Origin of the sequence: Kocuria salsicia, from assembly GCF_039532055.1 — a bacterium.
In the GTDB taxonomy this organism is placed as follows: Bacteria; Actinomycetota; Actinomycetes; order Actinomycetales; family Micrococcaceae; genus Kocuria; species Kocuria salsicia.
This window is the reverse complement of the sequence record NZ_BAAARF010000007.1, coordinates 22,893-40,978: the sequence shown is the minus strand read 5'-3', so window position 1 is coordinate 40,978 and position 18,086 is coordinate 22,893. Positions and strand designations below refer to the sequence as shown.

Annotated in this window: 17 protein-coding genes; 3 read left to right on the top strand and 14 right to left on the bottom strand. The window is 71.0% G+C overall.

Translation table 11 applies throughout. From position 1 onward, the window contains the following. Positions 1-212 precede the first annotated feature (212 nt). The 10 genes from ABD264_RS06420 to malQ all read right to left on the bottom strand — a co-directional run bounded on the left by ABD264_RS06420 (position 213) and on the right by malQ (position 10,328). Positions 213-2,384 carry a bifunctional copper resistance protein CopD/cytochrome c oxidase assembly protein gene (locus ABD264_RS06420; RefSeq protein WP_344205025.1) on the bottom strand — a complete coding sequence of 724 codons (2,172 nt, stop codon included), beginning with the start codon at positions 2,382-2,384 and terminating at the stop codon, positions 213-215. Positions 2,385-2,481: 97 nt separating this feature from the next. After that, the gene (locus ABD264_RS06415) at positions 2,482-3,753 is read right to left on the bottom strand and encodes a Dyp-type peroxidase (protein ID WP_344205023.1); all 1,272 of its coding nucleotides are present in this window, start codon (positions 3,751-3,753) and stop codon (positions 2,482-2,484) included. Beyond that, positions 3,743-4,534, bottom strand: a complete 792-nt coding sequence (locus tag ABD264_RS06410) for a copper chaperone PCu(A)C (protein ID WP_344205021.1) — start codon at positions 4,532-4,534, stop codon at positions 3,743-3,745. The genes ABD264_RS06415 and ABD264_RS06410 overlap by 11 nt, the downstream gene beginning before the upstream one ends. A gap of 263 nt (positions 4,535-4,797) precedes the next feature. After that, positions 4,798-5,523, bottom strand: a complete 726-nt coding sequence (locus ABD264_RS06405) for a copper resistance CopC family protein (RefSeq protein WP_244944735.1) — start codon at positions 5,521-5,523, stop codon at positions 4,798-4,800. Between the two features lie 111 nt (positions 5,524-5,634). Next, positions 5,635-6,231, bottom strand: coding sequence for a hypothetical protein (locus tag ABD264_RS06400; RefSeq protein WP_144941047.1), 597 nt, complete (start codon positions 6,229-6,231; stop codon positions 5,635-5,637). Between the two features lie 208 nt (positions 6,232-6,439). Next, a complete protein-coding gene (locus tag ABD264_RS06395) occupies positions 6,440-6,724 on the bottom strand; it encodes an HU family DNA-binding protein (protein ID WP_055082754.1) in 285 nt (94 codons plus the stop codon). 78 nt (positions 6,725-6,802) lie between these two features. Beyond that, a complete protein-coding gene (gene rpsN, locus ABD264_RS06390; RefSeq protein WP_012397436.1) occupies positions 6,803-7,108 on the bottom strand; it encodes a 30S ribosomal protein S14 in 306 nt (101 codons plus the stop codon). 4 nt (positions 7,109-7,112) lie between these two features. After that, on the bottom strand, positions 7,113-7,280 hold the full coding sequence (rpmG, locus tag ABD264_RS06385) for a 50S ribosomal protein L33 (RefSeq protein ID WP_012397435.1): 168 nt from the start codon (positions 7,278-7,280) through the stop codon (positions 7,113-7,115). A gap of 1 nt (position 7,281) precedes the next feature. After that, complete coding sequence (rpmB, locus tag ABD264_RS06380; protein WP_012397434.1) at positions 7,282-7,518, bottom strand: 50S ribosomal protein L28; 237 nt, start codon at positions 7,516-7,518, stop codon at positions 7,282-7,284. A 563-nt stretch (positions 7,519-8,081) separates the two neighbouring features. After that, entirely contained in the window at positions 8,082-10,328 is a 2,247-nt protein-coding gene (malQ, locus tag ABD264_RS06375; RefSeq protein WP_344205017.1) for a 4-alpha-glucanotransferase, read from the bottom strand. Between the two features lie 123 nt (positions 10,329-10,451). On the opposite strand from malQ, the gene ABD264_RS06370 reads away from it, so the two are divergent. Then, positions 10,452-11,162 (top strand): HAD family hydrolase, encoded by a 711-nt coding sequence (locus ABD264_RS06370; RefSeq protein WP_094395167.1) that lies wholly within the window; start codon positions 10,452-10,454, stop codon positions 11,160-11,162. Between the two features lie 21 nt (positions 11,163-11,183). Here the strand turns inward: ABD264_RS06370 and ABD264_RS06365 are convergent, their stop codons facing one another. Together ABD264_RS06365 and ABD264_RS06360 are read right to left on the bottom strand one after the other, a co-directional pair. Next, positions 11,184-12,029, bottom strand: coding sequence for an HpcH/HpaI aldolase/citrate lyase family protein (locus ABD264_RS06365; RefSeq protein WP_055082748.1), 846 nt, complete (start codon positions 12,027-12,029; stop codon positions 11,184-11,186). 266 nt (positions 12,030-12,295) lie between these two features. After that, on the bottom strand, positions 12,296-13,390 hold the full coding sequence (locus ABD264_RS06360) for a glutathione S-transferase family protein (protein ID WP_344205014.1): 1,095 nt from the start codon (positions 13,388-13,390) through the stop codon (positions 12,296-12,298). A gap of 153 nt (positions 13,391-13,543) precedes the next feature. Between ABD264_RS06360 and ABD264_RS06355 the strand changes: the two genes are divergently transcribed. Then, positions 13,544-14,323, top strand: a complete 780-nt coding sequence (locus ABD264_RS06355) for a hypothetical protein (RefSeq protein ID WP_055082746.1) — start codon at positions 13,544-13,546, stop codon at positions 14,321-14,323. A gap of 56 nt (positions 14,324-14,379) precedes the next feature. Beyond that, on the top strand, positions 14,380-14,865 hold the full coding sequence (locus tag ABD264_RS06350) for a MarR family winged helix-turn-helix transcriptional regulator (RefSeq protein WP_055082744.1): 486 nt from the start codon (positions 14,380-14,382) through the stop codon (positions 14,863-14,865). 369 nt (positions 14,866-15,234) lie between these two features. Here ABD264_RS06350 and ABD264_RS06345 read toward each other — a convergent pair whose 3' ends face one another. Together ABD264_RS06345 and ABD264_RS06340 are read right to left on the bottom strand one after the other, a co-directional pair. Next, complete coding sequence (locus ABD264_RS06345) at positions 15,235-16,116, bottom strand: LysR family transcriptional regulator (protein ID WP_344205010.1); 882 nt, start codon at positions 16,114-16,116, stop codon at positions 15,235-15,237. Positions 16,117-16,262: 146 nt separating this feature from the next. Next, positions 16,263-17,972, bottom strand: coding sequence for a long-chain-fatty-acid--CoA ligase (locus ABD264_RS06340; protein WP_295108355.1), 1,710 nt, complete (start codon positions 17,970-17,972; stop codon positions 16,263-16,265). Positions 17,973-18,086: the final 114 nt, after the last annotated feature.

The window sequence follows — 18,086 nt, the reverse complement described above, 5'->3', positions numbered from 1 at the left end:
TCCGGGACGGGGAGAGTTGTCTACCGGGGACAACGTTATCCGCGCGGCCCTGCTTCCCGGGCCCCGCGTGACGCCCCGCGCACGGCGGTCTCCCCGCACTGTGGTCTCCCTGCGCGGTGGCGCCGGGCGGGGAGGCCGCGGGCACGGCGTCGTCGTGCTGGCCTGCGCGGCGCCGTCGCGCTGTTCTTCACGCGACGACGACGCCGCCCGGCTCAGCGGCCGCGCTCGTCCCGTTCGGCGAGCTCGGCCATCATCTGGTTGTAGGCGCGCAGCTCGGCGTCGTCCGTGCGGTCCGCCTGCCGGTCCACGCGGCGGTTCTCCTTGGAGCCCTCCATGGCCCACATCACGGCCACGATGACCGCGAGCAGGAACGTGGGGAACTCCCCGATGCCCCACATGAGCATGCCTCCGAGCTCCTGGTCGTCCAGGGCGCTGGGCCCCCAGGGGCGGCCCATGTTCCCGAACCAGGACGCCTGCAGCACCGTGGTCAGGCTCATGATGCTGATGCCGATGAACGCGTGGGCGGCCATGGTGGCGAGCAGCAGCAGCAGGCGCATCGGGTAGGTGGGACGCCGCGGGATGGGGTCGATGCCGATCAGCACGAGCGCGAACATGTACCCGGTGAACAGGAAGTGCACCATCATGAACTCGTGGCCCACGTGGTAGCGCAGCGTGAAGCGGAACAGGTCCGTGAAGTAGAACAGCACGATCGAGAACGCGAAGTTCGCCGCCGCGAAGATCGGGTGGGTGACCACCTTGCCCCACGTGGAGTGCACGAGCCGCAGGATCCACTCGCGGGGACCGCGGGTGCCGTCCCGGCGCGGCTCCAGTGCCTTGAGGATCACGGTGACCGGTGCGCCGCAGACCAGGAAGAGCGGCACGACCATCGTGAGGCTCATGTGCTCCACCATGTGCGCGGAGAACAGCACGCGGGCGTAGACGGCCACGCCGCCGCTCGTCGCGTACATCAGTGCGGCGAGACCCACGAACCAGGACGCCGTGCGCAGGACCGACCACGTGTCCCCGCGCCGCCACACCTTGACCGCGGCCCACAGGTAGACCACGGCCATGAAGACCACCACGGCCACCCAGAACCAGTCCAGGCGCCAGGTGGTGAACCAGCTCGCCGGGGTGGGTTCCGGGGGCAGCTCGTACCACGTGAGGATGCGGGCGGGCGAGGCGTCCGGCTGCAGCTCCTCGGGCACGGGAGGGGCTGTGCGCCCCAGGGCCGTGGCGATGCCCATGAGCAGGCCCATGAGTACGACCTCCACCACGATCACGCGCCACATCGTGACCGTGCGCGAGCGCGAGCCGTCCACCACACCCGGGATCAGCCACTGGCGGTGGGCGAAGCCGGCCAGCCCCAGCAGCAGGGTCAGCACGAGCTTGGTCAGCGCGAGTACCCCGTAGGAGGAGCCCAGCTGCTCCCACGAGCCGATGCGCACCGCCGCGTTGACGATGCCGGAGAGCAGCACCAGCGCGTAGCAGCCCAGGGCCACCGCGGAGTAGCGCCGCAGCACCACCGCGAGCAGCGGCTCGGTGTGGGTGGTTCCGCCCCGACGGCTGACCACCGAGGACTCCCGGGAGAGCAGGGGACCCACCCAGACCAGCACGAGGATCCCGCCCACCCACAGGCACACGCCCAGCAGGTGCAGGCCCAGGGAGTTGACCGCGCCCATGTGGTCCGCGCCGCCGGAGGCGTGGCCGTTGAGGGCCATGGCCACGAGCGCCACGAAGGACAGCGCGAGCGTGCAGAACAGGCCCAGCAGCGCCCGCACTCCGAAGACCAGGGTGGTCACCACCGCAGCGACCATCACGATGACCGCCTGCGACTGCCCCGTGGAGATCCCGGTGACGTAGTGCAGCAGCTGCTGCGTGTAGTTCTCGCCGCCGCCGATCGAGGATCCGGAGACGTCCGAGTAGGTGAAGATCAGCACCGCCACGGCGGCCACCGTCCACACCACGGACGCCGCCTCCACGAGCTGCAGGACCGAGCGGAACGCGGGGTGCTCCGGCTCCCCCGCCTGGTCCCGGCTGTTGCGCGGCGGGCGCTTGCGGGTGCGGTCCGCGAAGCGCGGCACCACCCCGATGGCGAAGAGCAGCCCGCCCATGACCACGGTCATCGCGATGTTGTGGACCACCTTAACGGTGGGCAGACCCCAGCGCACGAGCGTGCCGGGATCGGCGACCTGCCGGGGGGCCGCCGCCCCGCCGAAGACCAGCGCGGCACTCATCCCGATCATCGCCGCCACGAGGACCACCGCGATGGTCCAGGGGCTCACGCTCACACCCGCCCCGGACGACGACGCCGCGCCACCGGGGGTGCCGCCCGCGCGGCTTCCACCGCGCGGGTCCTTGCTCGTGGTTCGTGCCCTGCTGCTCATGCTCGTGACCCTCCGGCCCGTTGCTCGTCCGATGTCTGTTGCCCCGCGGCTTCCGGTCCCGGGGGCGCCGTCGGCTCCGCCGTGGTCGCGGCGTGCGTCACGTGAACAGCACGTCCCCGATGAAACCACCCGACTCGCACCCGGGCGGGATGGCGAACACGGCCGAGCCGATGGGAACGGTCCACGTGTTCAGCATGTCCAGCTCGTCCAGCCGCTTCTGGATGGGGACGAACTGCTTCAGCGGATCCGCCTGGTAGGAGGCGAAGATCAGCCCCGTGGCAGAGACTCCCCCGCTGACGTCCCCTGAGCCGCTGCGCCCGGAGGCGTCTTGCACCGCCAGGTCGTAGTTGTACACCCTGCGGAAGATCTTCTCGTCCGGGTTCGGGCTGCGCGAGCGCCGCACATGGCTGTAGGAGGAGATCACAGGGAAGCCCAGGGGCCCCTTCGCGTCGAGGTCCGGTTCGTCGTGCTCCTTCTGCCCGGTGAGGGGGGCGCCGTCCGTGAGCCTGCGCCCCACCGCGTCCTCCCGCGCCGGGGTGTCGGCCTCGTCCCACGTGTCCAGGTTCATGTGGATCCGCCGTAGCACCAGCGAGGTGCCGTTCTCGATCCAGGGCGTGAAACCGTCCCGGCCGTAGACCACCTGCTCGTGGTCCTCCTCCCCCGGGTAGGGGTTGGAGGTGCCGTCCACCTGGCCGAAGAGGTTGCGCATGCTCTGCCCGTCCGGGGTGGCGCCCACCGTGTTGCGGAAACCGTCCTGCACCCACCGCACGCTCGCGAACGAGCGGACGTCCTTGAGCAGCACGCGCTGGGCGTGGGCCATGGTCAGGCGGTCGTCGCAGCACAGCTGCAGCAGCAGGTCCCCCTGGTTCCAGGCGTCCTGCAGCCTGTCCACCCCGAAGGCGGGCAGGGGCCGCAGCCACCCCGGGGCGCGGGAGCGGTCGACCAGCGAGACCGCGCGCGGGCCGAAACCCACGGTCACGGTGAGGCGTGACGGGTTCTCCGCGAGCCACGGCTCCTGGTCGTTGACGGGCGCCTGTCCCTGCGTGAGCGCCGAGGCGTCGTCCGTGAGCACGCGCAGCAGCCGTCGCATCGACTCGCGGGTGGCCGCGGCGTCGAGGTCCAGGGCCACGAACGCGCAGAACGCCTGCGGCAGCGTGGCCACTCCCGCCTGCCGGGCACCGTGGAACGGCTCGACGCGCTGCCCGGGGCGGGTCTCGTCCCGCGCAGCCGCAGACCAGGGGGCCTGCCCACCCACGACGGCCGCGGAGACGGCGCCGATGCCGGTCGCACCGGCACCGGCGACCGCGCCCGTGAGCAGCGACCGCCGGCTCCAGCCCGAGGGCTTCACTGGCACCCGATCAGCCGGCATGGCATTCCGGGAGCGCGGAGGAGGACGGCGAGCTCATGTCCATGCCCGCGTGCGAGGAGCCGGAGCCCTCCGTGCTGCCACCGGACGAGTGTTCGTGGCCGGAGTGCTCCGCGTACTCGGAGCTCCCTGCGGACGCCTCCGGGCTCGCTGAGGACATGTCCATGCCCTCGTGGGAATTCGAGGAGCCGCTCGCGTCCTCGCCCGGTGCGTACTCCTCCTTGGCACCCGAGTAGTCGCGCACCGGGACCGTGACCGTCTTGGTCCCGGCGTCCGAGTGCAGCTGCAGCGTGAGGTCTGCCCCCGCCTTCAGCGAGCAGGTGAGGTCCATGAGCATGATGTGGTTCCCACCAGGTTCCAGGGCGGTGCTCTTGCCCGCGGGAATCGTGAAGCCGCCATCCTTCTGGCGCATGGTGGTGGAACCGCTCGTGCTGTCTGTGACCGTCTCGTGCAGCTGGACGGAACCGGCCGTTCCGTCCGCGCTGGCCCCGGTGACGGTCACGTCCTTGTCCGAGGTGTTGGTGAGCGTGCCGAAGGCGGCGGTCGTTCCCGAGTCCGAGGCCTTCGCCCAGCCGTTGTCGAGCGTCAGCGGCGCGTCCGAGGCGCTCTGGGAGGCGGACGGGGACGACTCCGCGCCGCCGCCGGAGGCCGAGCAGCCGGTCAGTGTCGCGAGACCGATCCCGAGTGCCGCCACCGCAGCGAACGCGCGGTGGGCGAGCGGCGGGGTGGCTCCCGCGCGACGCCCGGCTGTGGAGGTGGTTGTCGTGTTGTTGTCCAGGTTCATGGTGTTCCTCGTGGAAGTTGGGGTCCGGTTCGGACGCGGCACAACGGCGGTGCGAGCGACCCGTCGGGGCCTGCCGTGCGGCGTCGGCCAACCGGGCCGGCGTGGGCCGGGCGGGCGGCGGACGCGGGGTGCGCGGTGCGCGCGTGCCCGGCGGTGTGCGAACCGGGGAGGGGTGGATGGTGGCCGGAGCCGCGGCACGGCCGCGCTCCAGGATCAGCTGAGCTCCGGGATCAGCCGAGCGCCGGAGCAGCGCGGCCGGCGGATCAGCGCTGCCGGGGGCGGGTGGCGAAGGCCAGCACCACCAGCAGCAGCACCAGGGCCACGACGCCCCCGATGACCGGCAGCACCCAACCCGGCACGCCCGTGCCGCTCACAGGCTGCTGCGAGTCGTCGGACCCCCCCGCCTGCCCGGACGCCGAGGCCACTGGGGCGGGGGACGCCGTGGAACCGGCGCCCTCGCCAACGTCGTACGTGAAGGTTCCCTCGATCGGGTGGCCGTCCCGGGAGACGACCCGCCACGTGACGGTGTAGGTCTCGTCCCCGTCCCCGCCCTCGCGCAGCGGCTGCGAGACCTTCGTCTTCTGCACGGCCAGCGTGCCGCGGGTGATGTCCGTCCCGTGCGAGTCCGTGACCCGGACCTCGCTGCCGATGTCCTGGATGTCGCCGGAGAACGTCAGCTCCAGCGTGGTCGGGGCCTTCTCGATGCTCGAGCCCGCCGCGGGGTTCGTGCTCACGAGCTCGTCGTGGGCGCTCGCCGGAGCGGCCGTGGCCAGCACGAGGAAGATCGCCACGAGGCCTGCGAGGAGCACGGGCACGACGGCGCGGGGCCCCCCGGGCGCGGCGGCGGCACCTGCCGCCGCCTGCGAGCTGACAGGGACGGGCGTGGAAGCCCCATCGACGCCCGTCACCGGTGTGGTGCGGGCTGCTCGGGTGCGACGGGCATGGGCGGTGTGGACCGGGGGTGTGTGGCGGGAGTTCATGTGTTCCATGGGATGTGTCTCTCCTGCGCCGGGAGGCGCGAGTGTGCCGCGCGGGGCGGCGGGGCTGCAATTAGATGCTCCGGATGGCATCGACGCTGCACGACGGGCTGCGCCGGACGCCTACGCGGCGGCCGGCGGCCCGCGGTACCCGCACAGGCTGGAGAGCAGCAACTGGTCCGACAGGGCCCGAGGGGAGCTCCAGGATGTCCGCCGGGGAACCGGCGGGAGCACGGGCCGCGGGAGCAGGTTGAGCAGCCGCAGCACCCGCAGCGAGCAGGCGGCGAGCAGGCGCACGACAGCCACCTCGCCGTGGCGCAGCAGCGCGTAGGTCGCGAGTGCGGCGAGCACGTGCGCCGCGAGCATGGCACCGCTGTGGTGGGTGACCGGTGGCACGGAGGTGAGCAGCTGCTGCGGCTCCTCCAGTGCGGCCGTGCCGTGGTGGTGCGTGCGCGTCGCCGCGTGCACCATGGCCCCGGACTGGGCGAAGAGCAGGTGCAGCAGCAGCTGGCTGACAGCCACGCTGGCCGCCACGCCCGCGCGGGACAGCGCCCGCCCGGAGAGCAGCATGCACACCGGGGCCGCGAGACACGTGGACAGGGCGATCACCAGCGGTGGGGGCCAGGTTCCATCCAGGGCGGCGTGGGAGCCCGCGGCCAGCGTGGTGCCCAGCAGCGCCGCGCTCCAGCCGCGGGCAAGTCGGCGTGCGCGAGGGGACACCGAACACCTCCGGGACTGGCTGCGGGACAGGACAGGGACTCCCATTATGCGCCACTCCAGGCGCGCGGTACGAACCTTCCCGGGGTGTGGCGCGGTCCGTGCCGTACCGGAAATGTGCCGCGTCATGGCGCACGCAAAGGGACCGTCCGCGCGGATGCGCGAACGGTCCCTTGAACAGTCACGGGTACGGGACCCGTGCCAGCCTGTCTCACTTGGAGGAGACGGCAGCCTTCAGCTTGGAGCCGGCGGTGAGCTTCACACCGTGGCCGGCGGGAATCTGGATAGCCTCGCCGGTCTGCGGGTTGCGGCCCTGGCGAGCGGCACGGTCCGTGCGCTCGACGGAGAGCCACCCCGGGATCGTGATCTTCTCGCCCTTGGAGACGGAGCTCTCGAAGACCTCGAAGAGGGAATCCAGCACGCCGTTGACGGCGGCCTGGGTGTTGCCGGACTTCTCGGCAACCTCGGCGACGAGTTCACTGCGGTTCATAGCCATGTGCTTGTCCTCCTGGACTGGGTTGGCGATCTCTCGGAAGGGACTACCGAGGGGCGGGAGGCCCCTCACGGTGAGAAATTACCAGCTTGACTTGTAGATGCCGGGCAGTTCGCCGCGGTGAGCCATGTCGCGGAAGCGCACACGGGAGATCCCGAAGCGCTGGAAGGTGCCGCGGGGACGGCCGTCGATCTGGTCGCGGTTGCGCACACGGATCGGGGAGGCGTCGCGGGGCAGCTTCTGCAGGCCCAGACGGGCCTCTTCACGGGCCTCGGGGGACGCGTTCTCGTCCACGAGGGTCTTCTTCAGCTCTGCGCGCTTGGCGGCGTAGCGCTCAACGATGACCTTGCGCTGCTCGTTCTTGGCGATTTTGGACTTCTTGGCCATGGATTCAGCGCTCCTCGCGGAAATCGACGTGCTTGCGGACCACCGGGTCGTACTTCTTCATGACGAGGCGGTCGGGGTTGTTACGGCGGTTCTTGCGGGTGACGTAGGTGAACCCGGTGCCGGCCGTGGACTTGAGCTTGATGATGGGACGTACATCCTTGTCCTTAGCCATCTCAGATCTTCTCCCCACGTGCGATGAGTTCGTTGACCACGGCGTCGATGCCGCGGGCATCGATGACCTTGATGCCCTTCGCGCTCAGGTTGAGCGTGACGTTGCGACGCAGCGAGGGCACCCAGTAACGCTTCTTCTGGATGTTCGGGTTCCACCGGCGCTTCGTGCGGCGGTGCGAGTGCGAGATGCTGTGGCCAAAGCCCGGCTGGGCCCCGGTCACCTGGCAGTGCGCTGCCATAGTGTTCTCCTCCAATGTCCAATGTCGACGAAATGACGGCACGCATGGCGGCCGCCGGGCGGTGTTCCGCCAACGGCCGTGGCCACGAGTGGTCCGTCACCTCAAGAAAATGCCACCGTTCGCGCGCCGGGCGTGATGTGCTCTTACCCCGCGGCAGTACCGGTCAGGGCACTCGCTACGACGAAGACGGTGAAGATCTAGGCGCCGGTAGATGGACTCCACCACACGACAGCCTTAGATTCTAGGCTTCTACAGACTCTCTCGCAAATTTGAAACGGAAACAGTGCGATTGAGCGCCCCTCGATTCTAGCCGGTGCGCCGCGATGCGCCAATTCGCGGGCCTCGCAGCGGAGTCTGGCACAGAATCCGCCCCCCCCCGGGGGGGGGCTCACCCTCGGGTGGCCCGGGGCGCAGAGACGAGTGTGGGGTGGCGACCCGTCCATGACCCGGCTCACCACCCCGACACACCTTCTTCGGCCCATCTCCTCACCCAGGAGATTAGGGAAGACTTATCTTACCTAATTCATCCAGGGGGGCAACCCTCCCTGCCACCCGCCCTTGCATCAGGACTCCGGGGTGGCAGCACGGAACGGGTCCGCGATGTCGCGGTGCTCGGGCTGCTTGGGGGCCCGAGAGGTGACCTTGGGGTCCCTCCGGTGCGTGCCGAGAGCCTCGTTGACCACGTCCACGAGCTTGTTCACGCGCTCCATCCGTGGCAGGTTCTCGAGCATCACGGGCCGGCCGTCCGAGTCCGCGAGCGGCACCCGCCAGTTCGGGTACTCGTCGCTCGTACCGGGCTGGTTCTGGATCCGCTTCTCCCCCACGGCGTCCACCAGGGAGACGTTGAGCAGCAGCGAGGGGGCATCGCACAGGTAGCGGTAGAGCGCCTCGATCTTCTCCTCCTGCCCGGACTCCTCACCGTGCGGGAGGTAGCCAGCGTCCGCCACCGCGGTGAAGAACGTCTCGAGCTGGCGCCGGGCGTCCTCCCGCTCCTCCTCCGGGGAGCGGGCGAGCAGGCCCAGCTTTTCGCGCAGCTCCAGCTGCACTCCCTCGAGGTAGCCGGCCGTGGGCGGCAGGTCGTGGGTGTTGACCGAGGCCATGCACAGCTCCCGGTAGCGGGAGGGGTCCAGGGGCATGTCCCCGTCCATCTCGAACCACAGGATGGATGTCCCCAGCACACCCTTGCCTTCCAGGTACTCGCGCACACTGTCCTCGACGGTGCCCAGGTCCTCGCCCACCACGATCACGCCGGCGAGCTCGGCCTCGAGAGCCAGCACCCCCACCATGGCCTCGTGGTCGTAGTAGACGTATGTGCCGTCCGAGGCCTTGTTGCCGTCCGGGATCCACCACAGCCGGAACAGTCCGGCAACGTGGTCGATCCTCACTCCGCCGGAGTGGCGGAAGATGCTGCCCATCATCTGCCGCCACGGCCGGTAGCCGGCCTCCGCGAGCTTCTGCGGGTCCCACGGCGGCTGGCTCCAGTCCTGGCCGAGCTGGTTGTACATGTCCGCGGGGGCACCCACGCTCACACCCTGGGCCATGACATCCTGCAGGGCCCAGGCGTCCGCGCCGTGCTTGTGGACGCCCACGGCGAGGTCGTGCACCACGCCGATGTCCATGCCCGCCCGGTGGGCGGCGCGCTGGGCGGCCTCCAGCTGGTTGTCGAGCAGCCACTGCAGCCAGACGTGGAAGTTGATGCGGTGGCGCAGCCGGGAGCGCGCCTCCCGGGCGTACGGAGACTCGGGCGAGGCGGCGTCGCCCTCCCACAGGGGGCTGTCCTCCCCCAGCTCCTCGCGCAGCGCACACCACAGGGCGAAGTCCTGCAGCGGCTGCCCGCCCTGGGCCACGAAGGCCTCGAGCTGCTGCTGACGGTGGGGGGAGCGACGCACCGTGTAGAGCAGCTCGAGCGTCTTGAGCTTGGCGGCGAACGCGGAGTCGCGGTCGATCGTGGAGGGGTCCAGGACCGCCTTGCGCTCGATGGCCGCGAGCCGGTCCACGACCTCCCGGTCCGCCGGGCGCAGGTACGGGAACTCGGCCACGTCCGCCACGCGCAGGTAGAGGGGGTTGAAGAAGCGGCGGCTCGAGGGCAGGTACGGGGAGGGCTCCACGGGCGGGACGGGCTCGGCGGCGTGCAGCGGGTTGATCAGCACGTAGTCGGCGCCCTGGACGCCGCTCACGGCTGCCAGGGACGCGAGGTCCGAGAGGTCCCCCACGCCCCAGGAGCGCGAGGAGACCACGGAGTACAGCTGGGCCATGTAGCCCCAGTGTCGGCTTCGGCGCAGCCGGTCCGTGGTGCTGAGGCGCTGCGGGGTCACGGCGACGTCGATCTCCGCGGACTCGCCCGAGCCAGTGGTGGCCTCCAGCCGGTACCAGCCCAGCGGCAGGCCCCCCGGCAGCGCGTGGGCCACCCGCTGCCGGCTCGTCCCGTCGACGCGGCGCATCTCGGGAGCCGTCCCCTGCGCGGGCCGCAGTTCCCAGACCTCGTCCGGATCGTCCTCGTGCCACAGCCGCACGCGCACGGTGTCCCCGTCGTCGAACGTCACCGGGACCGAGGCCGCGGCACCCGCCTCGGTTACGAGGACGGGCGGCAACAGGGTGCGCCACGGCGCGGTCTCGCGCTCGGCCAGGCTGCGCCGCGCGGCGTCGTCGTCCGTGACGTCCGCTCCGAGCGCCGTGAGCACGCTGCGCAGCGTCTTCTCCGGGACGCTCACCGTCTCCCCGTCAAAGCCCTCATAGTGCGTGGCCACCCGGTACTGCGTGGCCAGGCGCTGCATTGTGGTTTCCCCTGAATGTCCTGCGTTCTCCGGCATGGTCCCACTCTAGTCAGCGGGCCCTGGTCAGCGGGCGGGTGCCCCTCTGCGACAGCCCCGGGGACGACGCCGCCGCCCGCACCGTCCGCGGGCCGCGCCGCCTCCGCGTGGTTGACTGGGTGCATGGAACCCAGCCTCCCCGCCCCGGACCCGCAGTGGCGACCCCGCGCCGTCGTCTTCGACTGCGACGGGGTGCTCATGGACACCGAACGAGCCTGGTCGGACGTGCAGCAGCAGGTGGCCAAGCGTTTCGGCGTGCCGCTCGACGAGCGCACGGGAACGGACCTGATGGGCCTGGCGGCGAGGGATGTGGCACGGCACATCGCACGCGAGGCGGAGGCCGCGGCGAAGACCGGCGGCGGGAGCGCCCCGTCCGTCGACGAGGTGCTCCAGGACCTGCTGCGCACCGAGCAGGACGTGGTCAGCCAGGTGCTGAAACCGCTGCCCGGCGCGGTGGAGACGGTGCGGGCCGTCGCCGGACACGTGCCGGTGGCCGTGGCGAGCAACTCGACCCGCGCGATCCTCGACCGCAAGATGGCCGCCATCGGTCTGGGCGACGTCCTGCAGACCTGGGTCAGCGCGAACGACGTGGCCGAGGGAAAGCCCGCCCCGGACATATACGAGGAGGCCGTCCGTCGGCTCGGCGTGGCACCGGAGCAGGCCCTCGCCGTGGAGGACTCCCCCGCCGGGAGCTCCGCCGCAGAGGCCGCCGGGATGGTCGTACTGGGCGCGCCCCACGGCCACGACGAGCCGCTGCGCTCCCACTACCTCGTGGACTCCCTCGCCGACCCTGCGCTCACGCAACTGCTGCGGGGATGGGGCCTGGAGGGCTGAACCCGCTGCGGGCCGCGGGTCTCAGCTGTTCCAGAGGCCGTAGGTCTCAGCCAGCTCGGAGACCTTCCTGGCGCGGGCGAGCCGCGGCAGGTAGGAGCCGTCTGCCCCGGCGTGGCCGGAGTTCGCCTGCTCGATCATCTCCCGTGCCCAGCGGATCTCCTGGTCGCTCGGAGCCAGGGCGTGGTTGATGCCGTCCGCCTGGGCGGGGTCCAGGCACAGCTTTCCGGTCATGCCCATGGACTGGGTGACCTTGCACGCGGCGGCGAGCTCCTCGCCATACATGCCGTTGCTCGGCCCGTCGACCGGGCCGGGCAACTCGCCCACGCGGGACGCGGTGACGAGCGTGGAGCGTGCGAAGGCCAGCGCCATGGGGTCCCCGGAGGCGCCGGTGTCCTTGCGGAAGTCACCCACGCCGAAGGCCAGGCGGAAGACGCCCGGGGCGCGGGCGATGTCGTACGCGTTCATCAGACCCACCGCGGACTCGATGAGCGCGACCACGGGAGTACCCGCGCGGCTCATCATCGCCGTCTTGGTGATGTGGTCAGGGTGCTCGGTCTTGGCAAGCACGATCCCCCGCAGGTTGCCTACCTCGCTCAGTGCCGCAAGGTCCTTCTCCCAGTGCGGGGTGCTGATGTCGTTGATCCGCACCCACGCGCTGACGCCGTCCTGCATGGCCCGCACCATCTCCGTTCGCGCGCGATCCTTGTCCTCCTCCGGCACGGCGTCCTCGATGTCGAGCACCACCGAGTCCGCCTCCGAGGCCAGCGCCGGGGCGAAGAGGGCGGGATCCGCCGCGGACGTGAGCAGCCACGACCGGGACAGCCGTGCGGGAAGTGCTGCGGCGCGCTCATTGCGGTACGGGACCATGAATCTCCTCGGGAGTCGTCGGACGGTGTCCGGGGGACGGGCGGGCCCTGGACCGCTCCTCGCCAGGAGAGAGTACGCAGGAGGACCGGATCCGGGGCGGAAGCCACATAAACCCTATTACTCGGGCACCGGGTGCGTCCCGGGCACGGCGCACAAAAGCACCCGGGGCGCACTTGTGGGGTTCCCACGAGCACTCCGCCAGCCGCGCGGAACCGGCCCGGGCTGCCGGAGTCGGCCGCGCGGCGTCGTCGTCCCCCGCTCCCTCCTCAGTCAGTGAGCGGGGTGTGCTCTGCGAGCACCCGCTCCTGCGGGCGAACCGGGCCAGGGGGCGTGGCCCCCGGTGCGAACGGGGACCCGCCGAGAGCCTGCCGGCCGTGCGGCGTGGTCCAGTTGGTGAGGTCCGGACCCAGCGGGACGATGCCGGAGGGGTTGATGTCGCGGTGGACCACGAAGTAGTGGTCCTTGATCTGCTGGAAGTCCACTGTGTCCCCGAAGCCGGGGGTTTGGAACAGGTCCCGCGCGTAGCCCCACAGGTTCGGCATCTCGGTGAGCTTGTTCCGGGACGCCTTGAAGTGGCTCACGTACACCGGGTCGAAGCGCACCAGGGTGGTGAACAGGCGGACATCCGCCTCGGTGATGTACTCGCCCATCAGGTAGCGGCGGGTCGCCAGCCGCTCCTCGACCCAGTCCAACCCCGCCCACAAGCGCTCGTACGCGGCGTCGTAGGCCTCCTGCGAGCCCGCGAAGCCGCAGCGGTACACGCCGTTGTTGATCTCGGTGTAGACGCGGCGCATGACCGGGCGCATCTCCTCCACCAGCTCGGCGGGCCACAGGTCCGGGGCGCCATCGCGCTGGTACTCGCGCCACTCGGTGGCGAAGTCCTCGGTCATCTGCGCGAAGTCGTTGGTCACCACCTGACCCGTGGGCGCGTCCACCATGGCCGGCACGGTGATGCCGCGCGGGTAGCCTGGGAAGCGCGCGAAGTAGTTCTCCTGCAGCCGCTGGGTGCCCAGCACGGGGTCGCGGCCGTCCGGGTCGAGGTCGAAGCGCCAGGACCGGGCGTCGTGGGTGGGGCCGGCAAGGCCCAGGGAGATGGCGTCCTCCAGCCCCAGCAGCCGGCGCACGATCAGCGTGCGGTTCGCCCAGGGGCAGGCCCGGGCCGCGACCAGGCGGTACCGCCCGGGCTCCACGGGCCATGCCTGCGCCCCCGGGGACAGCTGCGCGTGCTCGGGATCCGCGACGATGCGGTCCTCGATGTACGTGGTGTCACGGTCGTACTCCTCGCCCTCGCGGACGTAGGACCCCACCGTGGAGTACTTCTCGTGGTCCTGCTCGCCGTTGTCCGCCGTCAGATCCGACATGTACCACCTCCTGTGAACGTCTTGCGGATGATACGTCCAGCGTGCCACGGGTCCCCATCTCACGTCACCGCGGCGGGCTACAGTGGCCTTGTTTGAGGCCGTGCGCGGCAGAGCCGCCGCGCGGCACCGCTGCTCGACCACACTGGATCAGCCATGACTCCCGCCCAGCACCCCCGCGACCGCCACGATACCGACGACACCCCGCGCCGGGGCCCCAGCGCGTCCGGGGCCGCAGTGCCTGGAGACCAGGGCACCTGCCACGAGGACGAGCGCCCGCGCTACGGTATCCGCGCGCAGCCGGCCGAGGAGACGCCCCGGCCGACGGCCACGTCGCCCTCCGCACCCGGTCAGCCCTCTGAGCCCTCCACGCGGACCGCTTCTGCACAGGCCGCCCGGCGCATGGGCCGGGGGCTGTCCTTCACCGTCATCCTGCTGGGGCTGCTCGCCGGTCTGGGGCTGCTCGCAGCGGGCACCTGGCTCGGCTGGCTCGTGGGCGGTGCCCTCGTGGTGGCGGGGCTCGCGGGCTACGCGCTCGTGCAGACCCGCGCGCTCGCCGTGTTCCGGGAGCCCTGGGAGACGGGAGGCCCGCAGCGCCGCCCGTGGTCCAGGCTGTGGCTCATCCCCGCCGCCCTGCTGCTGCTCGGGCTGGGCTGCTTCGCCACCGCGTTCGTCGTCCCCTCCTGGCTCGGTCCGTCCGTGCCCCCAGACCTGCTGGACGACTACATCCTGGCGTTCGTGGTGGGGGGCATGACGATGGTGGTGGGCGCCGGTCTCGGCTTCGGCCTGGTCGCCACCGCACGGCTCACGCGCCCGGACGACGACGACTCCCCCCTGCGCCCCACCGACTACGCCGAACGCGTGCGCCGCCGGGATCGCCACGAGGACCCGGGCCACTACGACTCCGACTGGATCACCCGCGAGCACCGCGGCTGAGCCCACCCACCATCCGCGCGACCACGCGCGGGCCGTCACAGAGAGCGCGAGGAAGCATGGACACCACACCCACGGACGTGCCCGTCCAGTGGCTCACCCCGGAGGAACAGGCCGCCTGGCGTGGCTTCCTGGAGCTCAGCCGCGGAATGGAGCGCGCAGTGGACCGCCAGCTGCAGCGCGACAGCGAGCTCTCCAGCTCCGAGTACGAAGTCCTGGTGCCCCTGTCCGAGGGTCCCTCGGAGGGGATGGCGTCCCGCGAGCTGCTGACGCTGCTGGGGTGGGAGCGTTCGCGGCTGTCCCACATGCTCTCCCGCATGGAGCGCCGGGAAATGATCACCCGCTCCCCCAACCCCTCGGACGCCCGCGGACTCATGGTGGGGATCACCGGCCGCGGCCGGGAGGCAATCGAGAACGCCGCCCCGGGACACCTGCACCTGGTGCGTGAGACGTTCATCGACGTGCTCGACGAGGAGGAGCAGGCCACTCTTGTGGGCATCGCCCACAAGGTGCTCCCCCGCCTCGTGGCGCTGGGGCTGCGCTGAGACCGGCGCCGAGGGGCCGGGGAAAAGAGCCTGTTAACAGGGGACGGGTCCTGCCACTTGGGGGATCGGCAGGACCCGTCGGACATCCCGAATCTGGGGGAGATCGGGACGCCGGCCAGCCGGGGGATCATCCGGGCGCTCATTTGGGGGGATGCGCCCGGGCCACTTCGGCCGACATTAACACTTTATGTGGCAACTCCATCGAGACGCAAGTAAAGCGTGGCGAGGCACACACAATGCCGGGAATGATCTCCGCACCCCGCCGGGACCGGGTGCAACGCACGTCACAATCGTCATATTCATGATTTTCACTGAGCTTGCATCCGAGCGACCCCTGTCCCCCGGAGCACCGACGGCCGCCGCGAGCGGTCACCGCTGCTCCGCGAGCTCCACCACGAGCTCCAGGACACTACGCAGGACGGCCGAGCGGTCCTCCCCGCGCCACGCGAGCACAAGCTCCACGTGGGCGCCGTCCGCAAGGTCCTCGTAGGCCACGCCGTCGAGCCGCAGGGCACGCACCTGCTCCGGGAGCACGGCAACCCCCTGGCCTGCCGCCACCAGCGACAGCATCACGGAGATCTCCGGGGTGCTCTGCGCGACGCGCGGCTGGAACCCGCCACCGCGGCACAGCTCGTCCACGGCACGCTGCAGGGGTGATCCCTCCGGGTGGCCGACGAAGACCTGCTCCCGCAGGTCCCCGACCGCGAGCCCCCGCCCCGAGACGAGCGGGCTGCCCTGCTGCACGGCGACGACGAGCCGTTCCCGCCCGACGACCCGGTGCTCGATGCCCGGTGTTGCCACTGGCGGGTGCAGGAACCCGACGTCCAGGGTTCGTTCGCGCAGCCCGGACTCGACGGCAGCACCGGACATCTCCCCCTGGACGGTGAGGGCCACCCCCGGCAGCCGCTCCCCCACTCCTCGCAGCACCCGGGGCATGCTCACGTAGGTCGCGGCACCGCAGCACCCCATCCTCAGCACGCCGGTGGCCCCTGCGCCCACGCGGTGCACGTCCGCCTCCAGCGTCGCGATCTCAGCGAGCACCGCTCTGCCCCGCTCCAGCAGCTCCTGCCCGGCGGGGGTCAGGTCCACGCGCCGGGTGGTGCGCTCCAGCAGGGTGACGCCCAGCTGATCCTCGAGCTGCCGGATCTGCTGCGAGAGAGGGGGCTGGGCCATGCCCAGCCGCTGCGCCGCACGGCCGAAGTGCCGCTCCTCGGCGACCGCGATGAAGTGGCGCAGCTGTCGTAGCTCCACGGGTGCCGCCTTCCTGCCTGGTCGTGAGGGGGCCCTCGAGGCGGGAATAGCCTCGAGGAGGCCGCGCTCCCCGCTGTCAACGCCGCCGCGAGCGGCAGGTTCGGCACCGCTCCGGTGCGCGTGCGCCCGCCCCCGCGGACCTCGTGTCAGGAGTCGAGGAGCTTCTTCTCCAGGATCTCTTCCTTGACCGCCCGGCGCAGGGTCTTGCCGAGCATCGTGCGCGGGAGGTCCTCCATGGCGACGATGCGGCGGGGGACCTTGTAGCGGGTCACCTTGTCGTAGCAGTGCTGCCGCAGAGCCGCCTCGTCCAGCTCCACACCGGGCTCCAGAACCACCGCGGCCACCACGGCCTCGTTGCCGTCCGAACCGGGGATGCCCACCACCGCGGCGTCGGCCACGGCGTCGTGCAGCTTCAGGGCCGTCTCCACCTCGGTGGGTGCCACGTTGAAGCCTCCGGTGATGATGACCTCCTTGATGCGGTCCACCACGCGCAGGAAGCCGTCCTCGTCCACCATGACGATATCCCCCGTGCGCAGCCAGCCGTCCTCTGTGAACAGCTCGGCCGTCTCCTGGGGGCGCTTCCAGTAGCCGCGGGTGACCTGCGGGCCCTTGACCAGAAGCTCGCCCTCCGCATCCAGCGGGACGTCCACGCCGGTGCCGGGGTCGACCATGCGGATGTCGGTGCTCGGGAAGGGGATGCCGATCGAGCCTGCGCGGCGGTGCTCGTTGAGGGGGTTGCACGCCACCAGGGGCGAGCACTCGGTGAGTCCGTAGCCCTCGATGAGCATGCCGCCCGTGGCATCTTCCCAGGTGTCCACGAGGGGAACGGGCAGCGTCATGGCGCCGGAGACGGCCACGCGGATCCCGGTGAGGTCCGCACCCTTCTCCGCGGCGGCGTCGAGCACCTTCTGGTACACGGGCGGCACGGCGGGCAGCACCGTGGGCATGCTCTTCCTCATCGCACGCAGGATGAGGTCTCCGCGCACGGTGGGGAACAGCACGAGCTTGGCGCCCAGGGACATGGCGAACGTGAGACCGAGCGTGAGACCGAAGGCATGGAAGAGGGGCAGCACGCCGTAGACGACCTCGTCCGAGGAGCTCTCCAGCCAGTGCTGGCCCATGAGCGCGTTGGACTCGAGGTTGCGGTGACTCAGCATGGCGCCCTTGGGCGTGCCGGTGGTGCCGGAGGTGTACTGCAGCAGGGCGATGTCCTGCGCCACGGGACGGGGGTGGTCCGCGCGCAGCGGTTCGTGGGAAGCCAGCGTCCGCCACGGGATCGCCCCCGGCGCAGGCTGGGTCAGCTCCCGGCGCTGCTCCGCGAGCTTCTTCAGCGGCAGCCGCAGCCCGAGCCGCATCAGGGTCGACATGCTCTCGGTGATGTCCACGGCCACCACGTGCTCCACGGCGAGGTCCTTGGGCATCCGGGTGATCGAGGTGGCGATCTTGTCCCACGCAATCACCACGCGTGCACCGTGGTCCTCGAACTGATGGCGCAGCTCCGGTGCCGTGTAGAGGGGGTTGTGCTCCACCACGATCGCCCCCAGGCGCAGCACCGCGTAGAACGCCACGATGTGCTGGGGGCAGTTGGGCAGCACGAGTGCCACGCGATCCCCCGCCTGGACCCCCATGATCCGCAGACCCTCGGCCGCCCGCTGGACCTGCTCGCCTAGTTGCGCGTAGGTCATCCCGGCGCCGAAGAACTCCACGGCGGTCTTGGCCCCGTGGCGGGCCACGGACTTCTCGAGCATGTGCACCAGCGACGTCTCGGGCAGGTCCAGGTCACGGGGCACCCCCGAGTCGTAGCTCGCTGTCCACGGTCGGGCTGCCAGGAAGTCTCGGGAATTCGCAACAGACATGTGTGCGAGGTTACCCGTCCGTCTTTTCGGGCGCATGGAACCCGCGTTGCGTCCTCCTCCGTGACGGCCCGCTCCCGCCGCACGGGGCTCCGCTGTGGGCCCACGAGGATGGGG

Bases quoted from the DNA above. Each gene is read 5' to 3' on its own strand.
- ABD264_RS06420 (WP_344205025.1), bottom strand. From the start codon at position 2,384: ATGAGCAGCAGGGCACGAACCACGAGCAAGGACCCGCGCGGTGGAAGC.
- ABD264_RS06415 (WP_344205023.1), bottom strand. From the start codon at position 3,753: ATGCCGGCTGATCGGGTGCCAGTGAAGCCCTCGGGCTGGAGCCGGCGG.
- ABD264_RS06410 (WP_344205021.1), bottom strand. From the start codon at position 4,534: ATGAACCTGGACAACAACACGACAACCACCTCCACAGCCGGGCGTCGC.
- ABD264_RS06405 (WP_244944735.1), bottom strand. From the start codon at position 5,523: ATGGAACACATGAACTCCCGCCACACACCCCCGGTCCACACCGCCCAT.
- ABD264_RS06395 (WP_055082754.1), bottom strand. From the start codon at position 6,724: ATGGCTATGAACCGCAGTGAACTCGTCGCCGAGGTTGCCGAGAAGTCC.
- rpsN (WP_012397436.1), bottom strand. From the start codon at position 7,108: ATGGCCAAGAAGTCCAAAATCGCCAAGAACGAGCAGCGCAAGGTCATC.
- rpmG (WP_012397435.1), bottom strand. From the start codon at position 7,280: ATGGCTAAGGACAAGGATGTACGTCCCATCATCAAGCTCAAGTCCACG.
- rpmB (WP_012397434.1), bottom strand. From the start codon at position 7,518: ATGGCAGCGCACTGCCAGGTGACCGGGGCCCAGCCGGGCTTTGGCCAC.
- malQ (WP_344205017.1), bottom strand. From the start codon at position 10,328: ATGCCGGAGAACGCAGGACATTCAGGGGAAACCACAATGCAGCGCCTG.
- ABD264_RS06370 (WP_094395167.1), top strand. From the start codon at position 10,452: ATGGAACCCAGCCTCCCCGCCCCGGACCCGCAGTGGCGACCCCGCGCC.
- ABD264_RS06365 (WP_055082748.1), bottom strand. From the start codon at position 12,029: ATGGTCCCGTACCGCAATGAGCGCGCCGCAGCACTTCCCGCACGGCTG.
- ABD264_RS06360 (WP_344205014.1), bottom strand. From the start codon at position 13,390: ATGTCGGATCTGACGGCGGACAACGGCGAGCAGGACCACGAGAAGTAC.
- ABD264_RS06355 (WP_055082746.1), top strand. From the start codon at position 13,544: ATGACTCCCGCCCAGCACCCCCGCGACCGCCACGATACCGACGACACC.
- ABD264_RS06350 (WP_055082744.1), top strand. From the start codon at position 14,380: ATGGACACCACACCCACGGACGTGCCCGTCCAGTGGCTCACCCCGGAG.
- ABD264_RS06340 (WP_295108355.1), bottom strand. From the start codon at position 17,972: ATGTCTGTTGCGAATTCCCGAGACTTCCTGGCAGCCCGACCGTGGACA.